General features: G+C 45.9%; 17 protein-coding genes. 4 read left to right on the forward strand and 13 right to left on the reverse strand.

The genetic code is table 11. The features are described from left to right. Positions 1-71: 71 nt before the first annotated feature. The 4 genes from greB (at position 72) to envZ (ending at position 3,308) form a co-directional block, all read left to right on the forward strand. Complete coding sequence (gene greB / locus NL626_RS15240) at positions 72-563, forward strand: transcription elongation factor GreB (RefSeq protein ID WP_005379321.1); 492 nt, start codon at positions 72-74, stop codon at positions 561-563. A gap of 105 nt (positions 564-668) precedes the next feature. Then, entirely contained in the window at positions 669-1,064 is a 396-nt protein-coding gene (locus NL626_RS15245) for a DUF1090 domain-containing protein (RefSeq protein WP_017635004.1), read from the forward strand. Between the two features lie 129 nt (positions 1,065-1,193). After that, entirely contained in the window at positions 1,194-1,913 is a 720-nt protein-coding gene (gene ompR / locus NL626_RS15250) for a two-component system response regulator OmpR (protein WP_005379333.1), read from the forward strand. Positions 1,914-2,015: 102 nt separating this feature from the next. Then, a complete protein-coding gene (gene envZ, locus NL626_RS15255; protein ID WP_017820700.1) occupies positions 2,016-3,308 on the forward strand; it encodes a two-component system sensor histidine kinase EnvZ in 1,293 nt (430 codons plus the stop codon). A 71-nt stretch (positions 3,309-3,379) separates the two neighbouring features. Here envZ and NL626_RS15260 read toward each other — a convergent pair whose 3' ends face one another. The 13 genes from NL626_RS15260 to NL626_RS15320 form a co-directional block, all read right to left on the reverse strand. Further along, the gene (locus tag NL626_RS15260; protein ID WP_253657491.1) at positions 3,380-4,768 is read right to left on the reverse strand and encodes a uracil-xanthine permease family protein; all 1,389 of its coding nucleotides are present in this window, start codon (positions 4,766-4,768) and stop codon (positions 3,380-3,382) included. A 232-nt stretch (positions 4,769-5,000) separates the two neighbouring features. Continuing rightward, positions 5,001-7,082, reverse strand: a complete 2,082-nt coding sequence (recG, locus tag NL626_RS15265) for an ATP-dependent DNA helicase RecG (RefSeq protein ID WP_253657492.1) — start codon at positions 7,080-7,082, stop codon at positions 5,001-5,003. 253 nt (positions 7,083-7,335) lie between these two features. After that, the gene (gene trmH, locus NL626_RS15270; RefSeq protein ID WP_017635001.1) at positions 7,336-8,019 is read right to left on the reverse strand and encodes a tRNA (guanosine(18)-2'-O)-methyltransferase TrmH; all 684 of its coding nucleotides are present in this window, start codon (positions 8,017-8,019) and stop codon (positions 7,336-7,338) included. A gap of 52 nt (positions 8,020-8,071) precedes the next feature. Continuing rightward, positions 8,072-10,192, reverse strand: coding sequence for a bifunctional GTP diphosphokinase/guanosine-3',5'-bis pyrophosphate 3'-pyrophosphohydrolase (gene spoT, locus NL626_RS15275; protein ID WP_005379340.1), 2,121 nt, complete (start codon positions 10,190-10,192; stop codon positions 8,072-8,074). 39 nt (positions 10,193-10,231) lie between these two features. Then, on the reverse strand, positions 10,232-10,504 hold the full coding sequence (rpoZ, locus tag NL626_RS15280; protein WP_005379346.1) for a DNA-directed RNA polymerase subunit omega: 273 nt from the start codon (positions 10,502-10,504) through the stop codon (positions 10,232-10,234). A gap of 182 nt (positions 10,505-10,686) precedes the next feature. Beyond that, complete coding sequence (gmk, locus tag NL626_RS15285; protein WP_005379347.1) at positions 10,687-11,310, reverse strand: guanylate kinase; 624 nt, start codon at positions 11,308-11,310, stop codon at positions 10,687-10,689. 438 nt (positions 11,311-11,748) lie between these two features. Next, a complete protein-coding gene (locus NL626_RS15290) occupies positions 11,749-12,972 on the reverse strand; it encodes a lipopolysaccharide assembly protein LapB (RefSeq protein ID WP_047103757.1) in 1,224 nt (407 codons plus the stop codon). A gap of 9 nt (positions 12,973-12,981) precedes the next feature. Continuing rightward, a complete protein-coding gene (locus tag NL626_RS15295; RefSeq protein WP_005379353.1) occupies positions 12,982-13,614 on the reverse strand; it encodes an energy transducer TonB in 633 nt (210 codons plus the stop codon). Between the two features lie 4 nt (positions 13,615-13,618). Beyond that, positions 13,619-14,026: a biopolymer transporter ExbD gene (locus NL626_RS15300; protein WP_005379359.1), complete on the reverse strand. Its 408-nt coding sequence runs from the start codon at positions 14,024-14,026 to the stop codon at positions 13,619-13,621. Between the two features lie 25 nt (positions 14,027-14,051). After that, positions 14,052-14,579 (reverse strand): MotA/TolQ/ExbB proton channel family protein, encoded by a 528-nt coding sequence (locus tag NL626_RS15305; protein WP_005379363.1) that lies wholly within the window; start codon positions 14,577-14,579, stop codon positions 14,052-14,054. A 9-nt stretch (positions 14,580-14,588) separates the two neighbouring features. Continuing rightward, a complete protein-coding gene (locus NL626_RS15310) occupies positions 14,589-15,950 on the reverse strand; it encodes a MotA/TolQ/ExbB proton channel family protein (RefSeq protein WP_005384750.1) in 1,362 nt (453 codons plus the stop codon). Positions 15,951-15,953: 3 nt separating this feature from the next. Further along, complete coding sequence (locus NL626_RS15315) at positions 15,954-16,718, reverse strand: DUF3450 domain-containing protein (protein WP_005379365.1); 765 nt, start codon at positions 16,716-16,718, stop codon at positions 15,954-15,956. Positions 16,719-16,783: 65 nt separating this feature from the next. Beyond that, positions 16,784-19,384 (reverse strand): TonB-dependent siderophore receptor, encoded by a 2,601-nt coding sequence (locus NL626_RS15320; protein WP_213893906.1) that lies wholly within the window; start codon positions 19,382-19,384, stop codon positions 16,784-16,786. Between the last annotated feature and the right edge of the window lie 764 nt (positions 19,385-20,148).

Genomic DNA, 20,148 nt, shown 5'->3' on the forward strand with positions numbered 1-20,148 from the left:
TGGATCTTTGGGTATATCATCTCCTTAATGCTGCCAAAGAGCAGCATTTTTTAGTTGAGATAGGAGTTAATTTGAAAACTAAGCTGATTACACGAGAAGGTTACAACAAACTCAAACAAGAGCATGATTACCTTTGGAATGAAAAGCGTCCGGAAATCACCAAGATCGTCACTTGGGCTGCGAGCCTGGGCGATCGCTCAGAAAATGCGGATTACACCTTCAATAAACGTTTACTCCGTCAGATCGACCGTCGTGTCCGCTTCCTTCGTAAATTCCTGCCAGAAGTCACGATCGTTGACTATTCTCCGCAACAAGAAGGCAAAGTCTTTTTTGGTGCATGGGTGGAAATAGAAAATGAGGCAGGAGAAGTGAAAAAGTTTCGTATTGTCGGGCCTGAAGAGATTTATGGCGATGCGAAAGACTACATCTCTATCGATTCACCTATGGCGCGAGCGATGTTGAAAAAACAAGTGGATGAAGAGTTCACGGTACGCACCCCAGAAGGTGAAAAAGAGTGGTTCATCAACTCAATTGAATACACTCAACCGGCCTCGGAAGACTGAGGCTTTATCACCGATTCAAGTCTCATGAAGTTCACTAGAAGTGACTTGGGTCTCAACGTCAGAATATTTGGTATAAAGGCATGGTGCCTTTCTCGGAGAAGTAAAATGAACAAAGCAGTCATGTGTAGTGCTGCACTAACAATAGGATTCTCACTTTCAGTTTTTGCTCAAGATGAAGTGAAAGGCTGTGACGCTAAAGAGTTAGCGGTAGAGCAGCAGCTTGAGTATGCAAAAGCGCAAGGTAATGAGCATCGCATTAAAGGCTTGGAGCAAGCACTTTCCGCTATCCAGAATGAATGCTCGGAAGGTGAGCTGCGGCAAGAGCTGCAAGCAGAAGTGGAAGAAAAGACTAAAGAAGTTGAGGAGCGAGAGGAAGAATTAGTCGAAGCTCAGCATTCAGGGAAAGCAGACAAAATTGAGAAAAAACGTCACAAGCTGGCTGAGGCACAGCAAGAGCTGCTTGAGGCCAAACGTGAACTGGAATGGAATTATGGTCAATAGTAGGTGCTGAAAATACCTGCTAGAGAGAGAATAAAGCGCTTAAGATAAAAAGAGTAACAATTTGCTTGAGCACGTTAGGAAAAACAGTGATACATTTTCGACAATAGACGCTTCTGAAAGGATGTTTCAATGCAAGAAAATCATAAAATTTTAGTGGTTGATGACGATGCTCGTTTACGTGCTCTATTGGAGCGTTACCTTTCTGAGCAAGGTTTTCAGGTACGAAGTGTCGCCAATGGCGAACAGATGGATCGCCTACTAACGCGCGAAAACTTTCACTTAATGGTGCTAGACCTAATGTTGCCAGGTGAAGACGGTTTGTCAATTTGTCGTCGTCTACGCCACGCGAACAATATGTTGCCAATCTTAATGCTCACCGCGAAAGGTGATGAAGTGGACCGCATCGTAGGTCTTGAGGTAGGGGCGGATGATTATTTGCCAAAACCGTTTAACCCACGCGAATTATTGGCTCGCATCAAGGCCGTATTACGCCGCCAAACCGTAGAGTTGCCGGGTGCACCAAGCACGGAAGAAAAAGTGGTGGAGTTCGGGGAGTTCCGACTCAATCTAGGCACTCGCGAGATGTTCCGCGGTGATGAGGCAATGCCACTCACCTCTGGAGAGTTTGCTGTCCTAAAGGCGCTCGTGATGAATGCACGTGAGCCAATGTCACGAGACAAATTGATGAACATGGCGCGTGGCCGTGAATATTCTGCAATGGAACGTTCTATTGACGTACAAATCTCACGTTTACGTCGCATGTTAGAAGACGATCCGAGCAAGCCGCGCTACATTCAAACCGTATGGGGCCTAGGTTATGTTTTCGTCCCAGACGGCAAAGAGGTGTAACCTCTTCACTCCATAGCCAGCACTTGGCTATAGCAACTTCAGCCTTCATTACCTTCCCTTTGAAGGCTGAAATTTCGCGATTAGGACCACTAGGAACGTTCCATGCGCATCCGAAGTTCACTGACACAATCTATTCTGCTGTTCATCTCTTTGCTTCTCGCGAGCCAAGTTTTCTCTTATTACGCCGTTTTTAACTACGCGTTGATGCCGAGTTTGCAGCAGTTCAATAAAATTCTCGCCCATGAGCTCAATTTAGTGCTTGATGATGAAGGACCTTTAAAGTCTGATGCACCGTTAAGACGTCAATTATTAGAAAGACTAGGGGTGACGGTTCATAGTCTCGATAGCGATAAGGCGATTGAATTTCATCACGCAATGTCGATTGATTTGATGTCTGAAGAAATGAGCCAAGAGCTGGGTTCGCCTACAGAAGTGCGCTTATTGCTTGGCGATGAAAGTTACATTTTGTGGATGCACATCGAAAAGTTGCCGAACTCCATCATTCGTATTCCTTTATCTGAGCTGCAAGAAGAAGATTTTGCACCGCTGTTTCGTAACAGCTTGATTATGGCGCTGCTGATCATTGCTGGTGGTTGGTTGTTTATTCGTTTACAAAACCGCCCACTTTTGGCTTTAGAGAGAGCCGCGAAAGACGTCGGTCGAGGCGAAATCCCGCCACCGTTGGCAGAAAAAGGCGCATCGGAAATTCGCTCTGTAACTCGAGCCTTTAATCAAATGTCGAAAGGTATTCAAGAGCTAGAAGAAGACCGAGCCTTATTAATGGCGGGGATTAGCCATGACTTACGAACGCCTCTGACGCGTATTCGCCTAGCGACAGAAATGATGTCTCCTGAGGACAGCTATCTTGCGGAGGGGATCATTAGCGATACGGAAGAATGTAATGAGATCATCAGTCAGTTTATGGATTACCTCAAACCGGTGAACCAAGAATCGTTTGAAGCGGTTGATATCAGTACGATTGCCAGTGACGTCGCCAGTTCTGAAGGTGGTTATGAGGTTGAAATTGAAACAGATCTTAATCTTAACTTGCCGCCAGCCAAAGGAAGTGCGATTGCGATTAAGCGGGCGATCAGTAACTTAGTTGTGAATGCGCTACGTTATGGTAATGGCTGGGTCAAAATCAGCACTGGTGTGACAGCAGATAAGCAGCTAGTGTGGATCTCAGTAGAGGACAACGGACCGGGTATTGAGCATTCTCAAATCGCGAGGTTATTTGAACCCTTTACGCGTGGTGACACCGCTCGCGGTAGTGAAGGCACTGGGCTAGGGTTGGCGATTGTGAAGCGTATAATCAGCCAACATTCAGGCTCTGTGGTGATGCGTAATCGCAGTGAAGGCGGTTTAATCGCTCAAATCAGCTTTCCTACCAAGTAAGTCGATGGCCTGCACCCTTTAAACAAAAAGCCCAACCTAAATAGGTTGGGCTTTTCTTATTCTCAATAATCTTAAGACTCTTTCACTTCCTGAGGAAGTTCATCTTCGTCTTCCAGTTTCTCTGGCAGAAGTAGATTTAAAATGATCGCTGTGATGCCACCTGCTGCAACACCAGTTGAGAAAATACTCTTAATAAATTCTGGCATAAATTGCAGGATCTCTGGTTTTTGTGCGATACCAAGTCCCATTGAGAAGGATAAGGCCATGATCAGAATTGCGCGGCGATCGAGCTCAACACGAGAGATAATACGCACACCAGCGGCAGCAATCGTACCAAACATGACAATCGTTGCGCCGCCAAGTACTGGCTCAGGAATCAGCTGAACAAAGCTAGCGACGCCAGGAAACAAGCCAAGAATCACTAACATGCCAGAAATAAAGTAACCAACGTAGCGGCTCGCGACTCCTGTTAGCATGATGATGCCGTTATTCTGGCTAAACGTTGAGTTCGGGAAGCTGTTGAAAACGGCTGCGATTGCAGAGTTTAAGCCGTCTGCTAACACACCGCCCTTAATGCGTTTCATGTACACTGGGCCTTTTACTGGCTCACCAGACACTTCAGATGTTGCGGTAATATCACCGATGGCTTCTAGTGCGGTAATAAAGAAAATCAGTACCAGCGGAATGAACAGAGACCAGTCAAACGATAAGCCATATTGCATTGGTACGGGCAGTGCTACGATCTCGGTTGCGCCTAGCTGAGAAGTATCTACCATCCCCATAAAATACGCCATGATGTAGCCCACTAGCATCGCAATCACGATTGAAGCCACACGGATGTATGGGTTTTTCGAGCGGTTTAAAATCACAATTAATCCAAGTACCGTCCCAGCCAGAGCAAGTTTGTCTAAGCTGCCGAAGGTTCCTTCATTTAATGCTGCGTAGCCACCGCCCATTGATACTAAGCCGACTTGAATCAGTGTGAGACCGATAAGAGTGACGACGATGCCTGAAACAAGCGGAGTGATGATTCGGCGGGCATGCTCAAGCACACGAGACAGTAAGATCTCGGCAAAAGAGGCGACTAAAATCGTACCGAAAATCGCCGCCATCATGGTGCTGATGTCCGCGCCACCTGCTTTGAGTGATAAACCCGCACCGATGATTGGACCCAAAAAGTTAAAGCTGGTGCCTTGCACCGATAGCAAGCCGGAGCCAATAGGGCCAAAGGTACGGATTTGGATAAAGGAAGAAACACCAGATGCAAACAGCGACATGCTGATAATGGTGTTGGTTTGATCGGCCGGAACGCCCAAAGATTGGCAAATGATTAATGAAGGTGTAATCACCGCAACGAACATCGCCAATAAGTGCTGAAGTGCGGCAAAAATGGTTTGAGGCAAAGGTGGTCGATCGTTGAGTTGATAGACCAGTTCCGAAGATCGGTTTGAAGTTGTCATTGTTTGTCTCGCTAGTCGCAATATTTCCCTAGTTCTCGCTGAATGGGAGAGCAGGGTGGAGTTGACGTCGTTACCTGTGATTGCTGTTAATCAGAGTCAACTCAGGTTGGTGGAGTGTGATCTAACACACTTAAAAATTTGTGCGCGATTATAGAGAGATTTACTCAAAAAGCAAACGTTTGCTTTGTTTTTGGCGTATTAAAAAACGAGCCATTTGGCTCGCTTTCAATCATTACGCTTTGGAGTAAATATCCCGCTCACCCAACCAGCGATCGATAATTGCTGTTGCGTTAGTCGGGTAATTGTCATGAATATGACGCGCAATACGCTGAACTTCGGGAATCAGACGTTGATCTCGAACTAAGTCTGCGATTTTGAAATCAGCAAGACCTGTCTGCTTTGTACCCAATAGTTCTCCAGGGCCACGAATTTCTAGGTCTTTCTGCGCAATGACGAAGCCATCGTTACTTTCACGTAGTACTCCGAGACGTTTTTGCGCGGTTTTTGACAGCGGAGAGTGGTACAGCAGCACACAATGGCTAGCAACGGAACCTCGGCCCACGCGACCTCTTAACTGGTGTAATTGTGCCAAACCAAGACGTTCAGGGTTTTCTATGATCATCAAGCTAGAGTTTGGCACATCCACACCAACTTCAATCACTGTCGTTGCGACCAGCAAATGCAGTTTATTGTCTTTGAAATCTTGCATCACCGCTTGTTTCTCTGCCGGCTTCATTCGTCCGTGTACTAGACCAATTTTTACGTCCGGTAGCTTACGTTGAAGCTCTTCTGCGGTATCTGCCGCGGCTTGCGCTTCTAATACTTCCGACTCATCAATCAGGGTACACACCCAATATGCCTGCTTGCCTTCGTTTAAGCAGGCATTTCGGACACGCTCGACGATGTCGTCACGTTTTGTATCAGGAATAGCAACGGTTTGAATCGGCGTTCGACCCGGTGGTAGTTCGTCAATCACGGAAGTTTCCAGATCGGCGTAAGCGGTCATGGCTAAGGTGCGAGGAATAGGCGTCGCCGTCATGATCAACTGATGTGGATAGGCGCCTTGTTTTGCGCCTTTTTCACGCAATTCTAATCGCTGATGGACACCGAAGCGGTGCTGTTCATCAATGATGACCAAAGCAAGGTGATGAAATTCAACGTGCTCTTGGAATAGCGCGTGAGTACCCACTACCATTTGTGCTTCACCACTGGCAATACGAGCCAACTCGGCTTCCTTTGCCTTACCTTTGAGTTTGCCCGCTAACCAACCGACTTGAATGCCCATTGTTTCAAACCAGTTTGCGAAGTTGATAGCGTGTTGCTCGGCCAATAGTTCGGTTGGCGCCATGAGTGCCACCTGATGGCCATGCTCAATGGCTCTAACAGCGGCCAAAGCGGCAACCAACGTTTTCCCCGAACCAACATCGCCTTGCACTAATCGCATCATTGGGTGCGGTTTTTCTAGATCGGCTTCAATCTCTTGTACTACTCGGGTTTGAGCGTTTGTAGGAGAGAAAGGCAGTTGGGCTAAAAGCTGCGTTTTTAGTTTATTACAAGGACTGAGAGGTAGCGCTGAATCCTTCTGACCTTTGCTACGCACCGCTAGCATCGATAAGTTTTGTGCGAGCAATTCTTCCATGATCAAGCGGATTTGGGCAGGATGTTTGCCTTCGTCAAACTCATCTAAATTAATGGTTGGTGGTGGGCGATGAATGGTGTGCAGCGCTTGCGACATCGTGATTTGATGGTCATACAACCCCGCTGGAAGTAATTCCTGCACTGCGGTTTTATCAAGCAGGGCTAAAGCTTGTTCGGTAAGGTTGCGCAATGTGATTTGACGCAATCCATCGGTGGTGGGATAAACAGGGGTTAAGCTCTGTTCTACATCGGGCTTTTGCTCGCTGACGTAAAACTTGTAGTCAGGATGAACAATTTCCAAACCCATGCCACCGCGCTTAATTTCACCGTAAGCATGTACTAACTTACCTTGCGTGAAATTGTTCTTCATGGCTGCGGTAAAGTTGAAAAAGCGCAGCGTGATAGTGCCATTACCGTCGCTGATTTTTACCGTTAGCATTTTGCGCTTACCGAAGATGGTGTCGACTACCATGACCTTACCTTGCACTGCCGCCCAAAGGCCAGCATGCAGTTTGGCAATAGGGTAAATACGAGTACGATCTTCGTAGCGTAACGGAAGGTGAAACAGCAAATCTTGAACGCTATGTAAGCCAACTTTGGCTAGTTTTTCTGCGACTTTCGCGCCAACTCCAGAAAGGGAGGTTAATGGGACGGCAGATAACATTTGGGCGGACATAGAGGGCTCAAGAAAATGGTTAACATAGCAGTATGTTAACCATGGAGCTGTGTTTTTGTACAGGAAAAAATAGTCATGCTTTAGTTAGTGTCATGATTTGACTGATAACCTATCATTCCGAGGAGCTTTAGCGACATCAGGATTCTATTTCCAACAAGTATGTCGCTGAAGTTAACACTATCAGCATCTGTATATTTGAGAATTAGATCCTGAACCACGCTCCTTCGCCGCCGTTCAGGATGACGAAAGTCTGTTACTTGCTTTGCATCTCTTGCCACCACGCGTCATCGGCGATGATTTGACCTTCTTCATCGAGTGGTGGGTAAACGAGCCCTTTTCGTTTCGCGACCTTTGCCAGCACTGGGTGACCACGTTCAAAGAGAATACGGTTGATTGTCTCTTTAGGCAGAGCGCTTTCTTCTCGGTCGTACATGCCTGCGGCTTCACGTTGACGTTGCGCTTCATACAAAATTACGGCACTGGCAACCGATACGTTTAGTGACTGCACCATGCCCACCATTGGGATAATAATGTCTTGATCGGCAAGCTGTTTGGCTTGCTCCGAAGCGCCAACTTTTTCACTGCCTAAAATGATTGCCGTTGGTCTGGTGTAGTCGATCTCGCGAAAATCGACGGCGGTGTCCGAAAGATTGGTCACCAAAACCTGCATACCTTGCGCTTTGAGTTCGGTAATCGCAGTTTCAATCGAATCGTGAGTATCCACTTCAACCCAGTTACGCGCGCCAGCTGAGGTATGGCTCAGCGTACGCATTTTGTCTGGCCAAATTGCGTGAACTTTGTGTAAGCCTGTCGCGTCAGCGGTGCGGATCACAGCAGAGACGTTGTTTGGCTTATGTACTTCTTCGAGACAAAGTGTCAGATCAGTTTGGCGAGTTTTTAGGACTTGGTGAATACGGTTGTAACGTTCTAGGTTCATATTTATTGAGGTATAAAAAATCGCCACCTAACAGAGTAGGTGGCGATAGAGGTTAGTTCTTTCTGCGTCTGACTCGGGTTGCTTGAGGCATTGCCTTAATCTTACGCATGATACCAGCAAGGTGGACACGATCTTTCGTCGTCAACAGCACTGTCACAGTGTATAAACGACCATCACGTTCTTCCGTTGAAAGACCATGAATGTTTGACCCTGTTTTCGAGATCACGTTGGTCAGTTCTGCAAGAGCACCTTGGTTGTTAAGCATGTCGACTTTAAGTTCAGCAATGAACTCTTTATCGTAGTCTTCAGACCAAGCGACAGCCATATAACGGTCTGGCTCTTTCTGATAACCACGAACGTTCGGACATGTTTCTCGGTGAACAACCAAACCACGACCAGGCGATACGTGAGCAATGATGTGATCATCTGGGATAGGATGACAACAATTTGCAAACGTCAGCAATAAGCCTTCTGCGCCACGAATCGGAAGCTTCTTCTTCGAGTCCGTTGGGATTGAACTTGTTGTTGTGAGCTCTTCGGTGTCACCAAGGAGACGACGTGCGATCACAATGCTCATCAACTCACCCAATCCAATAGCAGCCAATAAATCATCGATGCTTTCTAGGCGAAGATCATTCAAGACTTCTTGGATATTTTCTGGATAAATTGAATCAATCGAGTGACGGCCAAGTGCGTGATTAAGTAGGCGACGACCTAAAGTAATCGACTCTTCACGACGCATCGTTTTCAGTACTTGTCGAATCTTAGTGCGGGCACGAGAAGTCACGACATAGTTTAGCCATGCCGCATTCGGACGCGCACCAGGGGCACTGATAATTTCCACCGTCTGACCGTTTTTCAATGCCTTACTCAATGGGTAAGGGTTACGATCAACACGAGCACCAACACAAGAGTTGCCTACATCGGTATGTACGGCATAGGCAAAGTCGACAGCCGTTGCGCCTAAAGGTAATTCAACGATACGACCTTTTGGTGTGAAGACGTAAATCTCATCTGGGAAAAGATCGGATTTTACGTTTTCAATGAATTCGAATGAGTTACCCGCGCTTTGTTGTAGCTCTAACAGGCTTTGCATCCAACGCTGAGCTTTTACTTGCGCAGTGGTGCCAGACTTGTCGCCTTTGTCTTTGTAAGACCAGTGTGCCGCGACACCTTTGTCCGCCATTTGATCCATATCTTCAGTACGGATCTGAACTTCAACAGGTACGCCGTGTGGACCAACCATGGAAGTGTGTAGCGATTGGTAGCCGTTCGCCTTTGGTACCGCGATGTAATCTTTCATGCGACCAGGACGTGGCTTATACAAGCTGTGTACTTGGCCTAAAACGCGATAACAAGTATCAGCGGTATCAACAACGACTCGGAACGCATAGATATCCATGATGGTGTGAAAGCGCTGTTCTTTGGTTTTCATCTTGTTATAGATAGAGAACAGGTTTTTCTCACGACCAACGACGCGAGCATTCAAGCCGAAATCTTGCAGACGGCCTTCTATTTCGCTGTGAATGCGTTGGATCATCTCTTTACGATTACCACGTGCGGCTTTAACCACTTCTTTCAGTACGCGGTAGCGGTTGGGATATAGCGCCTCAAAGCCCAACTCTTCGAGTTCGGTTTTGATATTGTGAATACCAAGACGATGAGCGAGGGGCGCGTAAATTTCTAATGTTTCACGAGCAATACGACGCTTTTTATCTGGTCGAAGCGCGCCAAGCGTACGCATGTTGTGCGTGCGGTCAGCCAGTTTGATCAGAATGACGCGGATATCTTGCACCATGGCCAGAACCATCTTACGAAAGTTCTCAGCCTGAGCCTCTTTCCTATCGCGGAATTTGAGTTTGTCCAGTTTAGATACACCATCAACCAATTCTGCGACAGTGTTGCCGAATTTCTCTTCGAGATCTTCTTTAGTTACATCACAGTCTTCAATGACGTCATGCAGCAAAGCAGCTTGGAGGGTTTCGATATCAAGGCGCATTTCGGCCAAGATACGAGCCACTGCGACAGGGTGGATGATGTATGGTTCACCGCTAGAGCGGGTTTGCCCTTCATGGGCATCTCTCGCTACCACATAAGATTGACGCAGAGCCTCAATCTGAGGCTCTGTTAGGTATTCTTGGGCAACGTCTTTGAGGCTATCGAATAGATACAAATTATAGGCCCGGGAGGTTGTTGAATTCTAAAGTCAGAATTAACGGTTGTGAGCGATGCTGCTTACTGCCGCTAGCTCTGCCGCTTCTTGCTCTTGCTGTTCTTGACGTTCACGAGCGTCTAGAACTTCTTTAGTAATTAAACCTTCTTCGATTTCGCGTAGAGCGATAACCGTTGGCTTATCGTTCTCTTCTGGCACTAGTGCATCTTTACCGCCAGTTTGCATTTGACGAGCGCGGCGAGCCGCAATCAGTACTAGGTCGAAACGGTTGCCAACTTTTTCAACAGCGTCTTGAACAGTTACGCGTGCCATGAGGACTCCAAATAGTTAACTAAAATTTTAGAATGACGAGAAAGTATACAACCTAACTACTTTATTTACTAGCAATTAGACAAGCCACCGTTTGTGGACTTTCTCAGGTAGTTTATTGTGTTTTTCGCACTGGGCAAAAAACGGGAAATTCTTTTATGTTTTACAGCGTGACTTTTTTGAAGTTACTCTGCTAACAACGCGTCAAGCATACCTTTATATTTAGCAGCTTGCTTTTCTTCCTTCAATCTTTCAGCACGCAAGATAGCTTTAAAATCCATCAAAGCGGTATCAAAATCGTCGTTTACGATCACGTAGTCGTACTCGTTGTAATGAGAGATTTCCGACTTGGCTTCAGCCATACGCTTTGCGATCACTTCATCGCTATCTTGACCACGAGTGTTCAAGCGGCGCTCTAACTCACCGTTTGATGGTGGCAGGATGAAGATGCTTTTGGCTTCTGGCATTTGTTCACGGATTTGGCGTGCGCCTTGCCAGTCGATATCTAGAAAAACGTCGATACCTTTATTTAGTGTTTCTTCAATCCATACACGAGATGTGCCGTAATAATTACCAAACACTTCTGCGTATTCTAGGAAGTCACCTTTAGCGATCAGGGCTTCAAACTCATCTTTCGCTACAAAATGGTAGTGGACACCATTTTCTTCACCTGGTCGCATGTTGCGCGTGGTGTGAGACACAGACACTTTCATTGCGTAGGTTGGGTTGCGTTCCAACATCGCTGAGATCAAGCTAGATTTACCTGCGCCGCTAGGTGCAGATACGATATAGAGAGTACCTTTGCCCATTGTACTGTTCCACTTTTGATTGGATTGATTGAGTGCCGAAGGAAAGTTCGACATTCTTATAACGATAGCACTGGCATTGAGAAATCAACCACCAAAGGAGTGGATCTTGGTGATAATCCCGCCAGAAAAATGGAGGCGAAGAGTATCATGATCTCTATTTTGTTACCAGTTGATCTTTCTGTCTGTGATCGTCCCAGATGAAATAGTTACTTACGGCAGAGTGTTCCTAAACAGCGAAGAAGGAGCGTGGTACAGGACTTACCATCCGCGCTAAAACCATTTCTACAACCGTTTAGTGTGCTGATTTTAGGTTTAGAGTCCCGATTTGGCTTGCGTGAGTGACTCTGGTTAAAAATAGGGGTTAATAAAGATAAAACGGAAAAAAGGGGAAGCTTTCACTTCCCCAGGCGTGCGACTGACTCACACTTAATCTTCGAATTATCCTTGAGACTCTAGGAAATTTATCCAAGGGCTAACAGTTGACCTGAATTTTGGCGATTGAGCAGCGCCTTTCATTGCCTGCAAGGCCTTTTGTGGTTGCTTAAGCTCGAAATAGGCCATCCCGCGAATGTATTCAAGTTCTGCCTTTTGCTCTTTAGAGGCACTGGATGCCGCGCTTTCTACAAAACGAGTTGCTTCAGAATACTGCTTGTCTTGTATCATTAAGCGAGCAATCTGAATTTGCGTTTTAGCAGAAGGAGCGAGGTTATATGACTTTTTATAAGCGAGAATTGATTTATCTAGCTCTTTAGCTTGCTGCCAGAAACTGGCTAGGCGGTCATAGTTTTCCTTCGTCTTTTCAATGTTTCCAGCTGCCATTTCCTTTTCAAGAGTTTTGGCTGCTTTATATGGAATACCTTGATAAGCCAAGAAGTTTACAAAGCGTAAATATTCCTTCTCTCCTTCTAGTTTCCCCATTTTGTAAACCATTTCTAGGGTGGCTAGAGAGTTGCGTTCTTGACCTAGCTCCATGTAGACACCAGAAAGTTGCATCCAGTAACGCTTTTTCTGAGGGTACTTTGAAGTCAGAGTTTTGAGTACACTGGCAACGCTTTTCAGCTGGCCTAACTCGTAGTGAGATGCAACGAGAATTAAGTACCAAGACTCACTTGGGCTCTTGCTCATCGCGATGGCTTTTTTGGTTGGTGGGATTGCATTTCTGTAATCTTCCAACTGAACATAAGCGCTCGCTAACGTGATATAAGCATGAGCTTGAGGCTTCTCTTTGGTTGTTTCTGCAACCTTGAACCATTCCTTCATCGTTTTTACAGACAACGTATACTTTTCTTCAGCTAGGTAAAGCTGAGCCAAGCTGTAGCGAACTTGTTGAGCAACAGGAACGGGAAGTGCGTCGAGCTGTAATGCTTCGGCAAAGTATTTTGCTGCTTGCACATAATTGTCTTGTAGCGAATACAAAAAGCCAGTCTGCTGAAGTAAAACTGCTCGGTCGTATTTTTTCGAACTTGTGCTTTCTAAAGCGCTTGCTAGTTTTTCTTTTGCTGCTGAATATTTTTCAGTTGCGATCAACTCTTGCACTTTGTTAACGGTTCGAAATGTCCGATCTGATAACTGAGGAGCTTCTTTTGCCATCGTAGGAGCGGCCATTGCCACTCCTGCGAAGAGAATTAAAGAAGCCACTTTGCTTTTCCATAAACTTTTCATCGTGACTCCTTAATTGGTTGAGAACTCTATTTCTTGCGATAGGCGCGAGCTAACAGGTTTCCCGTCAACCAATTTTGGTTTAAATGTCCATTTAGAGACTGTTTTTCTTGCCGCTCGACCGAGGCCTAAGCGTCGTGGTTGCTCTTTAAGAACTTTGATGTCCTCTACGGCACCACGTGCGTTTACAGTAAACTCTAATAAGACGACCCCTTTTTCTATTCCTGCTTTCGCAGCCTTCCTAGGCATTTGAGGTTGGAATGTCGCTAGAGGTGTTGGACCTCCGCTACCCGCGAGTTGCGCACCTCCACCCTGGCTATAATGTCCAAGCACCGAACCACCTGTAACATTTACGGGTAGGTCAAGCTTTGGCATATCCATTGGGGTCTGCTCCATCACCGGTTTTACTGTCGCTGTCACTTTCATTTCTGGCGGCGGCGGCGGACGCTTAGGCGGTGGTGGCTTTGGAAGTTCGCGTTTTTTCTCCTGTATTTTTTCGTCTGGTTTAATGCGAATAAACTCGACCATACGCAGGTCATCATTCGACACTAACTCGTGGCGCTCTTTGTTTACTAGCTTGTCCATCCCCCAGAACAACCCGAGGGAGACAATGAGCGCCAGTGCAATTGAGGCCAGATACCGCATAAGCTTAATCCTTATTGGTTGCGGCAATGGAGATGCTTTCTACACCTGCCATTTTGATCTGGTCCATAACCTTCACGACTACGCCAGCATTTGCTTCAGTGTCGGCTTGGATAACAACTGCGCCATCAGGGCTTTCTGCACGAAGACGTTCAATATTCGCGCGAACCGCGTCCACTTCGATGCGGCGTTTATCAACCCAAACATCACCCGCCGCACCAACTGCGACCATGATGTTACCTTTTTTCACGGTTTGCGCAGAGCTTGCCGTCGGGCGGTTTACTTCTAGACCAGCTTCTTTTACGAACGATGTTGTTACGATAAAGAAGATCAACATGATGAATACGATGTCGAGCATCGGTGTCATATCGATAGCGGTTTCATCACTGCTATCACTGCTATAGCGTCTTTTCATGACCTATACCTCTAATTCCATTTACTCAGGCAATATGCTTTAGCTTATCTTCCAGCTTTTGCGTTGTGACTTTGGCTAAATGATCAAGACGTGAACTAAAGAACAGTCCTGATAGAGAAGCCACCATCCCGGCTAAAGTTGGGATTGTTGCCTTTGAGATCCCCGAGGCCATTGCTCGAGGGCTTCCTGTTCCTGTTACCGCTAAGATGTCGAATACTTGGATCATGCCAACAACGGTGCCGAGCAAGCCCAGTAAGGGACAAAGCGCAATCAATACTTTCACGATTGGCAGGCCCTTTTTATTCTCAATGTCCTGACGAGAAACAATTTCTTGTCGGATCATCTTAGCGTTCCAGCTCTGGTGCTCTGAGCGCCCCTGCCATGAGCCAACGGCTTTTTTCATGGCTTTTGGAGCGACGGCAGCAAAATAGAACCAACGTTCTAACAATACTGCCCACAGCATAAAGCTGAGGATGAAGATGGCGACGAGTACATCGCCACCCATTCCCAAGAAGCGCCTAATTGATTCAAGTTCTCCAACTAACCACCACATAACGCCTCCTTAGCTTTCGGCTTTATGTAGTTTTTCCTGATAGCGAGCGATGAAGCCTGCACTCTGTTCTTCAAGAGTTTGAACCAAACGACGACCTTTACTGTGTACGATGGTGTACAGGAACAGTAGAGGAATTGCGACAACCAGACCAAGCATCGTAGTAACAAGTGCTTCAGAGATACCGCCAGCCATTAGCTTAGGATCACCTGTACCAAATAGTGTGATTGCTTGGAACGTACCGATCATACCCATTACCGTACCCAGTAGACCTAGAAGTGGTGCTACAGAAGCGAACAGTTTGATTGAGCTGATAAAGCGTTCAATGCTCGGTGCGTTACGTAGGATGATTTCGTCCAGTTTCGCTTCAAGATCTTCAAGGTTGTCACCTTTGTGTTCTTGGTAAGCTTGGATAACTTCACCCAGAGGGTTACCAGGAATCACGGTTTCTGATTTCGCTTGCTTACGCATTTTACCGCCAATCACTTGAAGGCGTAGGAAGCAAACTAGAGCAATGATAGCGCCAACTGCACCCATACCAAGGATGACGTAACCTACAATGCCACCTTGATCAATACGTTCTTGAACGGTAGGGCTTTGTACAAGTAGAGACAGAATTACACCACGGGATGGGTCAATAAACAGTGGCTCATAGCTGTTTGACGCTGACTCAAAGCCCGCAACATGACGTGTAATATTGGTGCGAGGCTGTCGAGAGAGTTCTTCGAACTTACCTGTTTGAGGTACATAAGTAACGTACTTACCATCGGCAATCGCGTTAAATTCACCGACAAGAGTAACATCGCGAACCGCTTCTTTACCTTCGCCATAAACAACCGTTGCTTGGGTTGTTGCTGTCTCGCCTGAGGCAACCACTTGTTGAAGAATGGTATGCCAGAATGCTTCTAGCTCTTGTGTTGATGGCAGTTCTTTGCTTTCAGCCAGTTTCGTTAGTAGAGCGTCACGCTCTGGGAACTGAACAGCGTTTTGAGAGGCAGCAAATAAGCCCTTAAACTCGCCCGCATATTGGCGGACCACACCAAACATTTCGCCCAAAGTACCAGAGCGAACACGTAAGGTTTCTGTTAGTTCAGTCAGCTGCTTATCGTTTTCATCAAATGTCGCTTTAAGTTGATCGCCCAGTGCTTGCTGTGAAGCTAGCTCTTCACGAGCCTGTTGCAATAATGCCGCTTGCTTATCTCGGTTGTTCTTGAACTCAGCTTCTCGGGCTTTGTTCTCTTTTGACTCAACGATGCTTTCTGATTTTACGTTTTTGAGTAGTTCAGATAGGTTTTTAGGCGTTTCTGCTTGTACGCCTGAAACCATAAATAAGCTCGCTAGTAGACCAGCGGCTAGAGTTTTGAATCCTTTCATCTCTTATTCCTCCCCAGCATATACAGGCAATTTGATTAGCGCTGGTGGCGCTTGCTTCTTCGCGATACGAAGGCCTTGCTGTACCGCTATGCGGTAGCTTTCCGGTAATGTTTCCCATTGACGTGTTTGTTGGTTCCACATACCTGTCTCACCACCGTCTGGAGATTGGAATAAAAGCGCCGTGCGACCAATACGTAGGAAGTCGTAAGTCACGGTTTCCCCATTTCTATCTAGGCTAGCTTTGTAAGATTCAATTGAGCGAGAGAAGCCTTCTTCAATTTGGTAGGCTTCCATCACTTTACGGAATTTCTCAGAAGTCGTTACGTCGGCGCGATCCATGAGACGACGCAGTTCTTGGACACGTTTATTACGTTCTTTTTTCTGGAAAGGCAGATCGAGAGTCACAAACTCATCGAGTGCATCGATCATTTTAAGTGTTAGTGGCACTACTTCTGTTGCCGTTTGATCGATCTGAGCAATTTGGTTATTTAATGAGTCCAATTCACCTTGCTGTGATTGAACCATACGATTAATTTGCTCGTTGTAGACTTTCATGCTGTCGATTTGACGTAGTAAGCCTTTGTATTCTGCCAACATGCCTTCAGTACTTTCGGCATAATTGTCGATTTTTTGTTGCGAAGCTTCTGAAGATTGATTTGCTTTTGCTTGTGTGGAAACGACAGCACCAGAGTTGGCCGCTATAGAGCTACTACTGATAGTAAGCAATGCTGCAGCTATGGCACTGAGACCAAATTCCTTGAATTTCATGGTTGCATCCTTGTCAGTGTTTTAGTCAGTCGAAAAGGGCGCGGAAAACCCGCGCCAAATATTTTTTAGAAGTCGTATGATGCCTCGACGTATAGCTGACGTCCGATTGGATCGTCATACCCAGTTGCATAGAATGGAGAGGTATCGCTTAGAGGATCTGCAGGCGGTACTTTGTCAAACATGTTGATAGCACCAAGAGTTACACGACCACTCTCGTTGAATTGGTAAGAAGCCGTTAGGTTCCACGTTGTCATACTAGCGATTTCTGCTTTGTAACCCGCTTTTTTAGCAGAATCACAGTCATCAAAGTAGTAACGGTTTGCGTAGCTTGAACACATACGGTCGCGGTATTTACCAAATAGGTTGATAGCGACATCTTCATATGCCCAGCCAAGATTTAACGTTGCGGTGTATTCAGGCATGAAATCTCTTTCATCCGTTACAGGTTCGCTGTCGTTTTCTTGATATTCAGCAATCAAGATCTTCGTTACAGCAACACGCGTGTTAAATGAACCGAACTCATTAGTGTCGTATGCGTATTTGATCGCTAGGTCAATACCAGAACGCTCTTCATACGACTGGTTCACTGGACCATAGGATACCGACTTGATGGTGCCATCTGGGTTACGAACGACTTCAGTACCTGGGTATTTACCTGGATCGTTAATTACATCTTGGTAAGTTGGTGCAGTTACGACGTCTTCCATTTTGATGTGGTACCAGTCAACGGTTACACCAAGATCATCCACAGGCTCCCACGCTAGGCCCAAGTTAATGTTTGTACTTGTTTCTTCTTTCAGCTCTGAGTTAGGGCCATTAAGCGTATCGAAGTACTGAGTATCACACTCTGGGTACTTATCTTTATCTTGTGGGCCGCTACCACCAGCATTGGTACAAAGCTCTGGGTCAAAGCCAGAACCAAAGCCTCGAGTTTGATCACCAAATAGTCGCTTCAAGTCTGGAGCTCGGAAGCCTAGACCGTAGCTACCACGTAGCAATAGGGTGTCAGTAGGACGGTATGCTAGGGCTACTTTAGGAGTGAATGCGCCGCCAGTTGCCGAGTCGTCGAAGTAGTGGTCGTAACGACCAGCGACAGTCATTTCTAAATCTTCAATGATAGGAATAAGAGCTTCAACACCAAGACCAATCTGATCGCGGTCACCGCCGCCTGACGTTCCACCTAGACCAGAGAAACCACCAGCTGCTGTTGTAGCATCAATCGTCTCATTGTAGTCAGTACGGTTCCATTCACCATAAACAGCAAAGCCAGACATACCTGCAGGAAGTTCAACCAAATCACCAGCCAGTGAGCCGTTAACAGAGTAAAGCTTTGAGTAAGCTTCTTTGCTTGAAGTGCCGCTGTATTTGTCTACAACGTCTTGTGAGATAGGCCCTAGAAGATCGACATCACCATTTTGTACAGCTTGGTCGAGAGTTAGAAAGATTGCTGGGTTGCTTGTTTCAACGCTTTGCTCAGAGTAACCAGCGGATAGGTCCCAATCATACGTATCAGCAAGCAGGCCGTTCAAGCCTAAGGTTAAGCCAAAAGAATCGGCTTCAGTGTTACTTTCGCGTGGTCCAAATTCGACCATACGGCGAGTGTATTCGCCTTCGCCGCGGAAGTGAGTGGCATCAACTTCAACGCTGTAAGGGTTAGGTTCGAATTCAGATTCTGTAGACTTGTAGCCAAAACGGGCTTCTGCCATGGCAGTGACATTGTCGTTAATGTCCATTTCACCACGTAAAAGTAGGTCTACTTGTTTGTTTTCTGGTTTTAATGTTCGGTATGCAGAACGGTTAACACCACACTTTCCATCCGCTCGTTCAATCGCGGCATCACCAACGACTTCTTTACATGAAGAACCAGCATCAGCTGGTGTTAGAAGTGTTCCGTTGGCGCCTTCAAAGTTTGCACCGTAGCTAGAGTAGCCACTTAGCTGAGAACGGCTAGAACCGTCATCGCCAGCCCAATCATCTCGGTCAGATTGCTTTAGCATTTCGTTGCCCGCAAATTGGCCAACGAAGAGAATACGTTTGTCGTCAAAGTTTTTGCCAGCTACAACGTCTAAACGACCATTTTGGTAACCACCATCCGTCGCGTCACCCGCGCGTACTTTTACAGAAACGCCATCAAAGTCTTTCTTTAAAATGAAGTTTACGACACCACCGATTGCGTCGGAGCCGTAGATAGCAGAACCTGAGTCGGTCATTACTTCAACACGCTCAATAGCGGCGACAGGGATTTGGCCGATATCTTGGAAGTTAGATGTACCATTTTGTGCTAGCGGGTATTGAGGAAGACGACGGCCATCAATAAGAATCAATGTGCGCGACGCGCCAAGGCCACGTAAGTTGACTGACTGCGCTGCTGGTGTAAACGAGAAAGAGTCTGTTTGAGCCATTACACCACCTGTGTTTTGGGTCAAACTGTTCAATACGTCTTGCGCGCTGTTAAAGCCTTTAGACTCAATGTCTTTACTATTAATAACAGTAACTGGTGAAGGACCTTCCATATCCGTCGTGGAGATACGCGAACCAGTAACTTTCATCTTTTGAAGTTTTTCAACTTGCTGCTCTTCTGCCAGTGCTGTTGCTGGGGCTGCAACTGCTGCTGTCCCCAAAGCAAGGCTTATCGCAACAGATAAAGCGGTTGTGTTTTTATACATCCTTGTTGCTCCGATTATTATTATTTCCTATGTCTGGCCGCATAGCGGCCAAATGTGACGTTAATATTTCGTTAACGTTCGGCCAATGTATAACCGAGATGAAAAAAGGAAGTCAAACCAGTGGTAAACGGGGATGCTTAAATGTAAAAAAGATGTAAATAACTAGACTTTATTTAAAAGGCGGAATAAAAAACCGAGTAAGGTTTATGAATCGAGATTAAATTTCAATAAAACACCGTATTTTGTGTTTCTTATAAACTTTAATGACTTATCTTGCCTATGGTTTTTTAGTGGGTAATTGAATCTGGAAAAAGATATTTTTCCAGTGAATTGTTCTGAGATGAGTTTTATATCGAATCCATACTTTGTTAGCTCGAACTTATTAGGTGGTATCAAAATATGATACCCATTGCGGTTAAAGGGCTCACTCGTATTTTTAGGTCAAATATAACCTTGGATTATGTGTCTATTTATGTGTTTAGGGTGCATTTTTATGTAGGGTTTTGGCTCTAAACAGCCTAGATTGATATTCTGTATGAATTATTTTTGTGGTTTTTTATAATTTTTTACAAAAACATTTCTGTTTTTCGACATCGAAGGAAGTTTGTCATGTTTTGGTTTCAAACACTTGAAGCTGATGTGGATTCAAGATAAATATGACGCTGAAATTATTGCAGTAGTAGAAAAGTCTAGCTCTTGAGGCGCAGGGAGTGTGCTTCAACAGTTTTAGTTACTACGAGATAAATATGCACCATTTTGGGCGG

This window comes from Vibrio sp. Y58_MX_L22 (genome assembly GCF_024181865.1).
GTDB classification, from domain to species: Bacteria; Pseudomonadota; Gammaproteobacteria; order Enterobacterales; family Vibrionaceae; genus Vibrio; species Vibrio alginolyticus.